The organism is Hyphomicrobiales bacterium, assembly GCA_030688605.1.
Lineage (GTDB): Bacteria > Pseudomonadota > Alphaproteobacteria > Rhizobiales > NORP267 > JAUYJB01.
This window is the reverse complement of record JAUYJB010000070.1, coordinates 45,590-57,783: the sequence shown is the minus strand read 5'-3', so window position 1 is coordinate 57,783 and position 12,194 is coordinate 45,590. Positions and strand designations below refer to the sequence as shown.

General features: G+C 66.1%; 11 protein-coding genes and 1 tRNA gene. 5 read left to right on the top strand and 7 right to left on the bottom strand.

Going from position 1 to position 12,194, the window contains the following annotated elements; all coding sequences use genetic code 11:
• Nucleotides 1-17 precede the first annotated feature (17 nt).
• From Q8P46_08610 to Q8P46_08595, 4 genes are all read right to left on the bottom strand, one after another.
• Nucleotides 18-1,103 (bottom strand): DNA polymerase III subunit delta', encoded by a 1,086-nt coding sequence (locus Q8P46_08610; GenBank protein MDP2620224.1) that lies wholly within the window; start codon nt 1,101-1,103, stop codon nt 18-20.
• Nucleotides 1,104-1,111: 8 nt separating this feature from the next.
• Entirely contained in the window at nt 1,112-1,762 is a 651-nt protein-coding gene (gene tmk, locus Q8P46_08605; protein ID MDP2620223.1) for a dTMP kinase, read from the bottom strand.
• A gap of 39 nt (nt 1,763-1,801) precedes the next feature.
• Complete coding sequence (locus Q8P46_08600; GenBank protein MDP2620222.1) at nt 1,802-3,001, bottom strand: D-alanyl-D-alanine carboxypeptidase family protein; 1,200 nt, start codon at nt 2,999-3,001, stop codon at nt 1,802-1,804.
• Between the two features lie 115 nt (nt 3,002-3,116).
• Nucleotides 3,117-4,040 carry a septal ring lytic transglycosylase RlpA family protein gene (locus Q8P46_08595; protein ID MDP2620221.1) on the bottom strand — a complete coding sequence of 308 codons (924 nt, stop codon included), beginning with the start codon at nt 4,038-4,040 and terminating at the stop codon, nt 3,117-3,119.
• A gap of 399 nt (nt 4,041-4,439) precedes the next feature.
• Between Q8P46_08595 and Q8P46_08590 the strand changes: the two genes are divergently transcribed.
• The 4 genes from Q8P46_08590 to panC all read left to right on the top strand — a co-directional run bounded on the left by Q8P46_08590 (nt 4,440) and on the right by panC (nt 9,213).
• Nucleotides 4,440-5,759, top strand: a complete 1,320-nt coding sequence (locus Q8P46_08590) for an MmgE/PrpD family protein (protein ID MDP2620220.1) — start codon at nt 4,440-4,442, stop codon at nt 5,757-5,759.
• A 342-nt stretch (nt 5,760-6,101) separates the two neighbouring features.
• Nucleotides 6,102-6,191: transfer RNA gene (locus tag Q8P46_08585), tRNA-Ser, on the top strand.
• Between the two features lie 63 nt (nt 6,192-6,254).
• A complete protein-coding gene (locus tag Q8P46_08580; GenBank protein MDP2620219.1) occupies nt 6,255-8,339 on the top strand; it encodes a 3-hydroxyacyl-CoA dehydrogenase NAD-binding domain-containing protein in 2,085 nt (694 codons plus the stop codon).
• A gap of 10 nt (nt 8,340-8,349) precedes the next feature.
• Nucleotides 8,350-9,213, top strand: a complete 864-nt coding sequence (gene panC / locus Q8P46_08575) for a pantoate--beta-alanine ligase (GenBank protein ID MDP2620218.1) — start codon at nt 8,350-8,352, stop codon at nt 9,211-9,213.
• Here panC and Q8P46_08570 read toward each other — a convergent pair.
• Complete coding sequence (locus tag Q8P46_08570; GenBank protein ID MDP2620217.1) at nt 9,210-9,647, bottom strand: DUF1489 domain-containing protein; 438 nt, start codon at nt 9,645-9,647, stop codon at nt 9,210-9,212. The genes panC and Q8P46_08570 overlap by 4 nt on opposite strands.
• A gap of 111 nt (nt 9,648-9,758) precedes the next feature.
• Between Q8P46_08570 and Q8P46_08565 the strand changes: the two genes are divergently transcribed.
• Nucleotides 9,759-9,962 carry a dodecin family protein gene (locus Q8P46_08565; GenBank protein ID MDP2620216.1) on the top strand — a complete coding sequence of 68 codons (204 nt, stop codon included), beginning with the start codon at nt 9,759-9,761 and terminating at the stop codon, nt 9,960-9,962.
• A 42-nt stretch (nt 9,963-10,004) separates the two neighbouring features.
• Here the strand turns inward: Q8P46_08565 and Q8P46_08560 are convergent, their stop codons facing one another.
• Both Q8P46_08560 and Q8P46_08555 read right to left on the bottom strand, forming a co-directional pair.
• Complete coding sequence (locus tag Q8P46_08560) at nt 10,005-10,661, bottom strand: glutathione S-transferase family protein (GenBank protein ID MDP2620215.1); 657 nt, start codon at nt 10,659-10,661, stop codon at nt 10,005-10,007.
• A 34-nt stretch (nt 10,662-10,695) separates the two neighbouring features.
• Nucleotides 10,696-12,147 (bottom strand): TrkH family potassium uptake protein, encoded by a 1,452-nt coding sequence (locus tag Q8P46_08555; protein ID MDP2620214.1) that lies wholly within the window; start codon nt 12,145-12,147, stop codon nt 10,696-10,698.
• Nucleotides 12,148-12,194 lie beyond the last annotated feature (47 nt).

Here is a 12,194-nt window from a genome sequence, read left to right as displayed (position 1 = left end):
CCGACGCGCAGCGCGGATCACGAGACGGCTGCGGCAATGTCGCGAAAAGCGTTCAGAATCACGAGCCGGCGGTCGAAGTGGAAAATTTCCGCCTCGCCCGCCGAACGGGTCGTCTTTTCCCATACCTCGGCTAGGCGCGCAAGGCTGGCCGCCTCCGCGGGACCGGCCGTGGTCGCCGATTCGACGCGGCCGGCAAGCCAATCGGAGACGAGCGACAAGGCGAGCTCATAGTCATCCTCCGCGCCCGCCCGCGCAACGCGCCGGGCAAGCGCGTGGACGCGCCGGTCGTCGCGTTTCGGCGCCGCCTTGAGGATGCCGCTGATCTCGCGGTGGAGCGCAAGACCATTGCCGGAAAGAAGGCGCAGCGCCAAGCGCGGGCTGCCGCGCGCCATCTCTACGAGGACTTTGCGGTCGGTCTCGCTCAACTTGCCGAGCGCTTCCTGGGCGCCGGCTGACTGGATGGCCGCAAACAGGTCGGCCTCGGACAAGGGGCCGAGCGTCAGGCGACGGCAGCGCGAGCGCAGGGTGGCGATGAGCCGCCCGGGCCGATGGCTCACCAACAGTAGAAGCGCGCGCGACGGCGGCTCCTCCAGGGTCTTGAGGAGCGCATTCGCGGCGTTGAGGTTCATCTCGTCGGCGCAATCGACGATGGCGACGCGCCAGCCGCCGGCAGCCGCCGTCATCGAAAAGAAATGCGAGGCCCGGCGCACTTCCTCCACCGGCAGGGCCATGGTCAGCCGCTTGTTTTTTGCATCCCACATGCGCCGCAGGACGATGAAATCGGGATGAGTCAGCGCCGCCGCCTGCCGCGCCGCGGGATGGTCCGGGTCGGCCGCCAGGTCCCGTGCGCGCTTGACCTCCGCGGCTTCAGGGTCCGGGTGGGTCAGGACAAAACGGGCGATGCGGTGGGCAAGCGTCGCCTTGCCGACGCCCTCCGGGCCGATGATGAGCCAGGCATGGTGCATGCGCCCGCTGCGATAGGCGCCAAGGAACGCCCGCTCCGCCTCCCCGTGGCCGAACAGATGCACCGCCTCGCGCGGGTGCGGATAGGCGGCGAGGCGGTCGGCCTCCGGTAAACGGTCCTGTTCGGATGCGGCGGCCATCCCTCGCCTCACACCTCCAGGCGCTCGGACACGGCCTTCCAGACCGCTTCGGCGACCGCTTCCTTGTCGGGGGTAGCGTCGATGACGACGCAACGCTTGGGACTTTCCTCGGCAATCTTCAGAAAGGCGCGGCGCAACTTGTCGTGAAAGGCAAGCGACTCCTTCTCGAACCGGTCGGCGCCGTCGCCCTCCCCCTCCCCTTCGCGGCGCGAATTCGCTCGCGCCAGGGCGATTTTCGCCGGCGCATCGAGAATGACGGTCAGGTCGGGGAGCGTTTCGCCGACGGTGATGCGTTCGAGCGCGCGCAAAAGCGTGTCGTCGACGCCGCCGCCCGCCCCCTGATAGGCCTTGGTGGAGTCGCTGAAACGGTCGCAGACCACCCAGGTCCCCTTTTCCAGCGCCGGGCGAATGAAATGCGTCACATGGTCGTCGCGGGCGGCCGCGATCATCACCGCCTCGGCGAACGCGCCGAGCGGCTCCACGGCCCCCGATTTGAGCAGGTGGCGGACGATCTCGGCCCCCGGCGTACCGCCCGGCTCGTGGGTCTCGACGACCTTGTGGCCGGCCGTTTCCAGCCGTTTTCGCAGCTCATGGGCGTGCGTCGACTTGCCGGTGCCCTCGCCGCCTTCGAACGTGATGAACTTGCCTCTAGCACCCACCGTCCGGGCACCCGTCTCGCCGCTGAACAAGAGCAGGGCTTACCACCAGCGTGTGATGAGGTCGAGGGCGGCATCGAGCGCGCGCTGGTGCAAGCTTCCGCGCCCGACGTCTTCGGCCGTGTAGAGCGGCACGGACAGATTGACGCCGTCTTCCGCGGCGACCCGCAGCTCGGCGACGCGCTGCCCCTTCTCGATCGGCGGCAACAGGGGCCCGCTATAGACCACGCGCGCGTTCATTCTGCGCCGCGCCGCGCGCGGCAGCAGGATCTTGATGTCGCCGTCGCCAGTCAGCTTTACCCAGCGCCTCTCGCCGCCATGGACTCGTGCCTCGCCTACGGTCTGGCCGGCCTCGAAAAGGGTGATCTGCTCGAATGCCCGGTAGGCCCAGTCGATCAGCTTGCGCGCCTCCGCCGCCCGCTCGCTGATCGATTTCAGGCCGGCCATGGCCAGGATCACGCGTTGGCCGTCGCGCAGGGTCGAGCCGACCAGCCCATAGCCGGCATCCCGGATATATCCGGTCTTCAGCCCGTCCGCTCCCGGCGCCTCGCGCAACAGCGGGTTGCGGTTGAACTGGCGGATGTCGTTCCAAGTGAACTCCGGTTCGGCGAAGTATTTGTAGTATTCCGGGTAGGTCCGAATGATGTGGCGGGCGAGCTTGGCCATGTCGCGCACCGACATCAGATGGTCGGGGTCCGGCAGTCCGGTGGCGTTGCGGAAATTGGAGTTGGTCAGTCCGAGCTCGCGCGCACGCGCGTTCAACAACTGGGCGAACGCTTCCTCGGTGCCGGCCATGCCCTCGGCGATGGCGATGCATGCGTCGTTGCCCGACTGGACGATGACGCCCTGGATAAGGTCGGAGAGCGCGATGTCCGAGTTCAGTTCGGCGAACATGGTCGAGCCGCCGGACGGCGCGCCGCCCTTGCGCCAGGCATTTTCGCTGATGTGAAATCTGTCGTCGAGGCTGAGGCGGCCCTCTTCCAGCGCCTGGAAGACAACCTCAACGGTCATCAGCTTGGACAGGCTCGCGGGCGGCACCGGCGTATCGGCGTCCTTTTCCAGAAGCACCGTATTGGTGTCGCTGTCGATCATGATGACGTGCGGCGCGCTGGTCTCGATCGTCTGCGCCCGCAAGCCTGGAACCCACGCAATCAGGGCGACGGCCAGCAACAAAAGTCGGCCGATTCGAAGCACCGTTACAGGATTGCCGCACACCGATTTTGCCTGACCGTGCGTATTCATTGACAATCCGGCCTGCGCCGCCGCACGCCGGTACGTCAGCAATACCAAGGCGACCGGAGCCAATCAACCGCAGCTTGGGATTATTGCGGATTTCGCAATGAAGAAAGAGGCGATGTCACTGCATCATGATCAACCGGGCGTCGCCGACGCCTGCCGCCTGGACGCGGCTGAGCGAGTCACGCGCGTTCTGGCCGTCCGGTATCGGGCCGACGCGGACCCGGTAGTAGGTCACGCCGCCGACCGTGACCGGCGTCACCTCCACCGGGCCGACCGACGCGAGCGCCGATTTCAGCCTTTCGGCGTTATCGGGGTCGCGAAACGAGCCTGCCTGAATCATCGCCGTCGCCGGTGCCGCGGATGCATGGGACATGGGGGGACTGGGAGGTTCCGCGGCGCTGCTGGGTGCCGCTAGGCTGGGGGGTGCCGCGGAGGCCGGCACGGAGCGCAGCGCCAAGAGCGCGTCCGGCGCGGCGCTGGCGAGAAGGATCGGGCGTGTTTCAGCCGGTTTCGGTTTATTGCCGTTCGATTTGTTTCCGGCAAACTGGACATTGACCGGCCAGCCGTCGTCGCCACTCAACGGCGCCGGCCCGAGATAGCTCACCTGCACCTTGGCGGTCCCCTTGTTCTTGAATGCGAGCAGCTCGGCGGCGCGCTTGGACAGGTCGATCTCGCGGCCGCGCGCATAGGGCCCGCGATCGTTGACGCGCACGACGACTTTACGCCCATTCTCCAGATTCTCTACCTTGACGTAACTCGGCAGCGGCAGCGTCGGATGGGCGGCGGACAGCGAATCCATGTCGTAGATCTCGCCGTTCGCGGTGAGTCGGCCGTGAAAATCGAGGCCGTACCAGGAGGCGACGCCGACATTGGTGTAATTCTCGTCCTCCTTGGGATGGTACCATTTGCCGCCGATCTGGTAGGGCTTGCCGACCTTGTAGATGCCGCCGCCCTTTGGCACCGGCTGGCCATATTCCACCAGCCGCGGATTGCCCGCATGATCCAGTTCCTCTTTCCACAGGCTGCAGCTTGCGAGCAGCAAGCTGGCTGAGAGAAGAATGGACAGGCGCGTGAGGTAACGCCCCCGCCCCGGCCGCTCCCAAGATGCGCGGAACGCGACGTGATCGGGCCGGCACGGAAATCCTCGCCGGGACATTCGCAGATTTTTCATCACCAATAAGACCCCTGGCGCCGAGGCCCGGCGTGCCCAATTCCCTGCCGGTCCGCCTGGCGCGAATGGCACCGACGTTTCGGAGGGTCAGAAAATTTTGGAGTTACGCCGTGTTACGCCGCTTGCCTCCCGCGCCCCATGCTACACCTACACCCATGCTGTGGCGGCAAACCTCGCCAATCGTCGCCGCCAAACGGTTAATAAAGCGATAACCGGCGCGGTGCGCGCCAATGCCGGCAAGCAACGCGGGCGAACGCTTTAGAGGGCGGAATGAGCCTGAGCGGAGAACTTTTCGACCTTGTGGCGTCGAAGGAGATTTCGCGGGAGGATTTGGAAGCGGCCGCCCTGTTTACGCTCGACGCGGTGGCAAGCGTGGTCGCCGGCACCAGAACCCCGCAGGGCGAGATTCTGGTGGCCTGGGGACGCAGGATCGGCGCCTGCGGCGAGAACGCGGCGCGCGACGCCGGCCGGCGTGCTTTTCTCTTAGGGGGACTGACCCACATTCTCGAGGTCGACGATCTGCACCGCGAATCGGTGGTTCATCCGGGCTGCATCACGATTCCCGCGGTGTGGGCCGCGGCGGAGTCCGGACTCGGCGAGAGCAGCGGACGCGAATTTCTGTCGGCGATCCTGTGGGGCTTCGAGGCGACGACACGCGTCGGCATGGCCGCGGGGCCTGCCCACTACCGCATCTTCCACAATACCGCGACCTGCGGGCCGTTCGGCTCGGCGATGGCCGTGGCCCGCCTCATCGGACTCGCACGGGCCCAGGCGGTCGACGCCCTCGGCAATGCCGGCACCCAGGCTGCGGGCCTGTGGCAGTTCCTCGATACTGGAGCCATGTCGAAGCATCTGCACGCCGGCCGCGCCGCGGAAGCGGGCCTGGTTGCGGCCGAACTTGCCGCGCTCGGCTTCACCGGAGCGCCGGAAATTCTCGAAGGCGCGCGTGGCTTTTTCGCCGCTCTTTGCCCCGATGCGGAGCCGGCGCGCCTCATCGCCGACCCGCAAGCGCCCTGGCAGCTCAGACAAACCTCAATCAAGCCGTGGCCCTCCTGCCGCCATACCCACCCGGCGATCGACGCGGCGCAGGAAATCCGGCAAGCCCTCGCCGGCGATGGGCGCAAGGCGGACGAGATCGCGAGCATCGAGGTGGAGACCTACGGCGCGGCGCTTGCGCTGTGCGACCGCGCCGAGCCGAAGACGGTCTATGACGCGAAATTCTCGCTCCAGCATACGGTCGCCGCGGCCCTTTGCCGCGACCGGGTTGATTTCGCCGCCTTCGATGAGGAAGCGCGCTGCGAATGCGCCAAGCTGCGCGGACGCGTGAAGGTTGCCGAGACGCCGTCGTTCGAGGGCGCCTATCCGGCCCATTGGGGCGCCCGCGTCAGCGCCCGCCTCGAGAATGGCCGCGTCGTTTCCGCCGAGCGTGGCGACGCCATGGGCGATCCGGAAATGCCGCTCAGCAGCGAACAGATGGTCGACAAGGCGCGTGGCCTGCTTGATTTCGGGCGATATCCCCGGTCCGAGGCGCTGATCGAAGGCATTCTGGCGCTGGCCGACGGCGGCCCTTTGCCGCGGCTTGCGATCTGAACCTCTCTAGCGCGGCCTGCGAGGGTTGCGCGTCGCTGCCCGAATGGTCTAACGCTGAGACATTGCGGCGGAGCGGCGACGGATGGGTGGCCGAGTGGTTGAAGTTGAGGGCGGAAAAGCGAAAGATCCGGTGAATCTTTCGCCCGCTCGAAAGGTCTTGAAAACCGGGCGCGCCAGCGCCTCGCGATAGGGCCACGGGGTGCGGACCTGCGGATGGGTGGCCGAGTGGTTGAAGTTGAGGGCGGAAATGCGAAAGATCCGGTGAATCTTTCGCCCGCCCGAAAGGTCTTGAAAACCGGGCGCGCCAGCGCCTCGCGATAGGGCCACGGGGTGCGGACCTGAGGATGGGTGGCCGAGTGGTTGAAGGCACCGGTCTTGAAAACCGGAAGGCGGGCAACCGCCTCGTGGGTTCGAATCCCACCCCATCCGCCAAACTGGGCATGATATTGATCGCCATGCGGCGTTGGCGACAATGCAGCCGGAAATGAGGGGGCCATGGCCGAATTCGTGAACTATGCCCGCGAGGGGAACGTCGGCGTCATCACCATCACAAACCCGCCCGTCAACGCGCTCGGCGTCGGTGTGCGCAAGGGGCTCGTCGACTGCCTCAACAAGGGCAACCAGGACCCCGAAACGGCGGCGCTGGTGCTGATCGGGGCCGGGCGAACCTTTCCGGCCGGCGCCGACATCACCGAATTCGCCAAGCCGCCGGCCTCCCCGACGCTTCCCGAGGTCGTTGCCGCCTGTGAAGACAGCGCCAAGCCGGTGATCGCGGCGCTGCACGGCAACGCACTTGGCGGCGGCCTCGAGGTCGCGCTCGGCTGCGACTGGCGCTGCGCGAGCGAAAACGCCAAACTCGGCCAGCCCGAAGTCAAGCTCGGCATACTGCCCGGTGCCGGCGGCACGCAACGCCTGCCGCGGCTGATCGGCGCGGAGCGCGCGCTTACCGCCATCGTGAGCGGCGATCCCATTTCCGCGCCCGAGGCGCTGGAATGGGGTCTCGTCGACAAGGTCGTCGAGGGCAATCTCCTCGCGGGCGCGGTTGCGTTCGCCGAAAAGATCGTCTCCGAGAAACGCCCGCGCCGGCGCGTCCGCGACATGACCGTCGCCGCGCGCCCGGAGCTGTTCGAGCGTTTCCGCCAAACCGTCGCGAAAAAGCAGCGGGGCTTCATCGCGCCGCGCGCATGCATCGATTCGGTGGAGAACGCGACGCAGCTTTCCTTCGACGACGGCTTGGCCGCGGAACGCGCCATGTTCGCCGAGCTGGTCGCATCGCCCCAGGCGGCGGCGCTGCGCTACATGTTCTTCGCCGAGCGTGATGTCGCCAAGGTCCCCGGCATCGACAAGGACACGCCGCTGCGCCGGATCGCCTCGGTCGGCATCGTCGGCGCCGGCACCATGGGAGGCGGCATCGCCATGAATTTCGCCAATGCCGCCATCCCCGTGACCCTCGTCGAGGCGGCCGAGGATGCACTCGACCGCGGCGTTTCCATCATCTCCAGCAATTATGCGGCAAGCGTCGACAAGGGGCGTCTGACCGAGCAGCAAGCCGACGCCCGCCTTGGGCGGCTGACGGGATCGCTCAATTTCGAGGATCTTGCCACCGTCGATCTGGTGATCGAGGCGGTGTTCGAGGATATGGCGCTGAAAAAGGAGGTTTTCGCCATTCTCGACGGCATCTGTCGGCCCGGGGCCATCCTCGCCACCAATACCTCCACTCTCGATCTCGATGAGATCGCCGCGTCGACCGGCCGCCCGCAGGACGTGGTCGGCACCCATTTCTTCAGCCCCGCCAACGTGATGAAGCTCTTGGAGATCGTCCGCGGCGAAAAGACCGCCGACGATGTGCTGGCCACGGTGGCGCAGCTTGCGCGCAAAATTTCGAAAATCGGCGTCGTGGTTGGCGTCTGCGACGGCTTCGTCGGCAACCGCATGCTGCACGCTTATTGGAATCAGGCCTATTCGCTGCTTCTGGAAGGCGCGTTGCCGCAGACCGTCGACAAGGTGCTCTACGACTGGGGCTGGGCGATGGGGCCGTTCGCGGTCATGGACCTTGCCGGCACCGACGTCAGCTGGCGCGTCCGCCAGGCCAAGGAAGCGTCCCGCGACAGGTCCAAGCCCTATCCCGCCGTCGTTGCCGACCGGCTGTGCGAGCGGGGTCGCTACGGCCAGAAGACCCGGGCCGGCTGGTACCGCTACGAGGAGACGAGCCGCGCCCCCCTGCCCGACCCGGCGGTGGCGACGCTGATCGAAACCCTGTCGCAGGAGATGGGCGTAAAACGGCGCCAGATTGCGGCTGAGGAGATCGTCGAGCGCTGCCTCTATGCGCTGGTCAACGAGGGCGCGCGCATCCTCGAGGAGGGCGTTGCCGCGCGGGCGAGCGACATCGATATCATCTATCATTACGGCTATGGCTTTCCGAGATATCGTGGCGGGCCGATGTTCGCAGCCGATGCGATCGGTCTCGACAAGGTGCTTGCCGGCATCCGCACCTATGAGAAGCGCCAGCCGGGCTTGTGGACGCCGGCACCGCTGATCGAGCGCCTCGCCGGAGAAGGAAAGAGTTTCCGCGATCTGTGAGCGGTTCGCCATGGCGAAAAATCCAAGCGTGGTGCGGCGGCTGGGGGCACTGCAGAGCAAGGTCGCGGCCTGGCGCACGACCGGCGAGCGCATCGCCCTCGTGCCGACCATGGGCGCGCTGCACGAGGGCCATCTTGCGCTGGTGCGCCTCGCGACCCGCCGTGCCGCCCGCACCCTGGTCTCGATCTTCGTCAACCCGACCCAGTTCGCGCCCAATGAGGACTATGCGCGTTACCCCCGCGACCAGCGCGGCGACCTCGCCAAGCTCGCGCCGCTCGGCGTCGACCTGGTGTTCGTGCCGTCGGCCGCGCTCATGTACCCGGAGGGCTTCGCCACCTCGGTCCACGTCGCGGGCCCTGCGGAAGCCGGGCTTGAGGACAAGTACCGGCCGCATTTCTTGGGCGGCGTTGCCACGGTGGTCTGCAAGCTGCTCACCCAGTGCCGGCCGGACATAGCCGTCTTCGGCGAGAAGGACTATCAGCAGCTTCTGGTAGTGCGGCGAATGGCCCGCGATCTCGATCTCGGCGTTCAGATCGTCGGCGCCAAGACGGTGCGCGAGGCCGACGGCTTGGCGCTTTCCTCGCGCAATGCCTATCTCGACGCCGGCGAGCGCGCCATCGCGCCGGGTCTCAACGCCGCCCTGCGCGACGCGGCCAGGCGCATCGCCGCGGGTGGCGATGTCGAAAGCATCATGGCTGCCGCCCGCGCCGGCCTGACCCGCATGGGATTCCGCGTCGATTATGTCGAGGCGCGCAACGCCGAGACGCTCGCGCCGATTTCCGAGCCTCGGCGCGAACCGATCCGCCTGCTTGCCGCCGCTTGGCTCGGCAGGACCCGGCTCATCGACAATATCCCCGTCGGAACAAAATCTTAGAGAAGTCCCAACGCGGCGAGCTGACGCCGCAGCTCGGCCGGCATTTCGTCCGCCCCCTTGGCCGCCATACGCAGGTCGAGTGGCGCGTCCTTCGCCGGATAGTAGCGCCAGCCCTGAAACGCCCGGAACGGCCGCGGCGCCACGGCGACGAGATCGGAGTCGAGCACCAGATGGCAGCGGCGGATGCCGTCTGCATCGGTGAACGGCCGGATGTCGACCAGCCGCTGGCGGGCCTGCACGAACCCCTTGATGACCCAGTAAAGCGAGCCGCCGCCGAGCAGCTCGTCGCGGCGGCGCGGCATCATCCGCGTGGTGTGCTTTAGCTCCGCCGGCTCGCCCCGGCGCCGATAATCCGCAAGCCGCGCCGCCTGCCACTGGGCAAGATCGTCGATCGACTCGCAACCGACGCAGAGCTTGATGAGGTTGAGCGCCATGACAGCAGTCTATCCCAGCCTTCGTGCGACAATCTATGGCTTGACGGCGGCGGCGATCGTCGCCAAGTCTGAATAGCATCTGGGATGACCCTGAACTCGGAGGAACTGGTCATGAGCATTGCCCGCGTCACCGAAATAATCGCCTCCTCGCCGACGAGCATGGAGGACGCAATCCGCGTCGGCATCGAGCGCGCCTGCAAGACCCTTGAAAACGTAAAGGGGGCGTGGGTGCAGGAGACCACGATTCAGGTCGAGGACGGCAAGATCGCCGAATACCGGGTCAATCTGAAGGTCACCTTCATCCTGACCGATTAGCGCCTTTCCGGCCCAGCTTGGCTCGTTTGATCGGGAAGGGCTTTAGCCTGCGCCAATCTCGTCATATTTGGAAATCGGCGGCTCGGCACGCGCGGCCTCAGTGAGTTCGTTCCATTCCGGCAGCGCCATTACCGCGTTCATATAGGCGCGGCTTTCGGCGGTCACCGGGACCTTGTAGACGTGGAAGCGGCTGACAACGGGTGCGTAGACGGCGTCTGCGGCTGACAAGCGGCCGAACAGGAACGGCCCGGCCGCCCCCTCCCCGGCCCGGCAGTCGCTCCACATTTGCTCGATGTGGGCGACACTCGCCTTGACCTCGTCCGACATGGCGATCGGTTTCGGCGTGCGCCGTAGATTCATCGGGCATTCGCGCCTCAGTGCGGCGAATCCCGAATGCATTTCAGCGCAAATCGACCGCGCCCGCGCGCGCGCCGCCGCATCGGCCGGCCACAGGCCCGCTTGCGGATGGCGCTCGTTGAGATATTCGATGATGGCAAGCGAATCCCAGACCGCCAGCGCGCCGTCCTTGAGCACGGGCACAAGGCCTGACGGCGAATGTGCGGCAACCAGCTCGGCCGTATCCGACTTGTCGAGCCGGATAACGATCTCGGTGAATTCCGCCCCGACCATCTTCAGCGCCAACCAAGCGCGAACCGACCAGGAGGAATAGTTCTTCGACCCCATCACCAGAACGTACATGGCCTTCTCCCTCGTTCCGCCGTCTTTCCCGCGGTCAATCCCAGTAATCCCGCGTCAGGATCACATAAAGCGTAATCAGCTCGAGCCGGCCGACCAGCATCGACAGCACGAGCAACAGCTTCGCGGAATCGGGAATGCCGGCAAAGGTCGTCGCCGGGCCGACCAGCGGGCCGAGGCCGGGCCCGACATTGCCGATGGCCTGGGCGACCGCGCTTGCAGCGGAAACGAAATCGAGCCCGGTCGCCATCACCGCCAAAGACAACCCGGCATAGGTCAAAAGATAGAGGAAAAAGAAGCTGTTGATGGAATTCCTCATCGGCGGATCGACGGATTGCCCGCGGTAGCGAAGGATCACGATCCGGTTGGGCGAAAGCGTGGTGCGAAGCTGGTTCGCGACCGCGCGCAGCATGATCTGCCAGCGGAAGATCTTGATGCCGCCGGCGGTGGAACCGGCGCAGCCGCCGATGAAGAACAGAAAGAAAAAGACGCCAGCCGCGAAGCTCCCCCAGGCGCTGAAGTCCACCGTCGAATAGCCGGTGCCGGTCAGGACCGCGGTGACGCTGAAGGCGGAATCGCGCAGGGCGTCGGCAAGTGGCACGCCGCGAAACAGGAAATTCCATGCGGTGACAACGAGGATTGCCGCCAACAGTGTCATCAGCAGGCCCCTCACCTGCTCGTCCCGGAACGAGGCGGCGCGCGGCTCGATCACGATCCGCGCGAAGAAGATGATAGGCATGGCGGCCAGCGCCATGAACACGATGGTGACCGTCTCGATGGCGACCGAATCGTAATCGCCGATCGAGGCGTCGTGGGTCGAAAAACCGCCGGTCGACAGCGTCGTCAGGGCGTGGTTGACGGCGTCGAACGCCGACATGCCGGCAATGTGAAGCGCGATCGCGCAGATCAGCGTCAGGCTCACATAGGCCGCGGCCATGACGGTCGCGATCTGGCGGGCGCGCGGCAGGATCTTGCCCGAAATATCGGAGGATTCGGTTCGGAATAGCTGCATGCCGCCGACCCTCAGCGCCGGCAGCACGACCATCGCCATGACGACGATGCCGATGCCGCCGAACCACTGCAAAAGCGAGCGCCACAACAGCAGGCCGGGCGGCAGATGGTCGAGACCGACTAGGATCGTGGACCCGGTCGTCGTCAGCCCCGAGACAGTCTCGAAATAGACGTCGACGATGTCGATGCTGAGCGAGGAAAGCGCCAGCGGGATCGAGGCGAAGATGCTTACGATCAGCCAGATCGAAACGGTCAGGAGATAGAAAAGAGTCCGCCCCGGCGGCACTTTGTCTGTCTTGTTGGCGATCGCCAGCAATGCGCCGAGGGTGAAAGTGAGGAGCGCCGAAACGGCGAAGACCATCGCATCGGGATTGTCGAAGGCCAGATCGACCAGCGCCGGCAGGATCATCAGCATCGCCAGCAGGCAAAGAAGAAGCCCGTTGACGTAGAGGATGAACTGGATGCTCGCCCGAAGCATGGCCCTCGTCCCGGATGAGTGTCCCGGCGAGGGGCGCCGGCGGGGAC

What these genes read in the sequence shown, in the direction of transcription:
- Q8P46_08610 (MDP2620224.1), bottom strand. Translation starts at nt 1,103, where the DNA reads ATGGCCGCCGCATCCGAACAGGACCGTTTACCGGAGGCCGACCGCCTC.
- Q8P46_08600 (MDP2620222.1), bottom strand. Translation starts at nt 3,001, where the DNA reads ATGAATACGCACGGTCAGGCAAAATCGGTGTGCGGCAATCCTGTAACG.
- Q8P46_08590 (MDP2620220.1), top strand. Translation starts at nt 4,440, where the DNA reads ATGAGCCTGAGCGGAGAACTTTTCGACCTTGTGGCGTCGAAGGAGATT.
- Q8P46_08580 (MDP2620219.1), top strand. Translation starts at nt 6,255, where the DNA reads ATGGCCGAATTCGTGAACTATGCCCGCGAGGGGAACGTCGGCGTCATC.
- panC (MDP2620218.1), top strand. Translation starts at nt 8,350, where the DNA reads ATGGCGAAAAATCCAAGCGTGGTGCGGCGGCTGGGGGCACTGCAGAGC.
- Q8P46_08570 (MDP2620217.1), bottom strand. Translation starts at nt 9,647, where the DNA reads ATGGCGCTCAACCTCATCAAGCTCTGCGTCGGTTGCGAGTCGATCGAC.
- Q8P46_08565 (MDP2620216.1), top strand. Translation starts at nt 9,759, where the DNA reads ATGAGCATTGCCCGCGTCACCGAAATAATCGCCTCCTCGCCGACGAGC.
- Q8P46_08560 (MDP2620215.1), bottom strand. Translation starts at nt 10,661, where the DNA reads ATGTACGTTCTGGTGATGGGGTCGAAGAACTATTCCTCCTGGTCGGTT.
- Q8P46_08555 (MDP2620214.1), bottom strand. Translation starts at nt 12,147, where the DNA reads ATGCTTCGGGCGAGCATCCAGTTCATCCTCTACGTCAACGGGCTTCTT.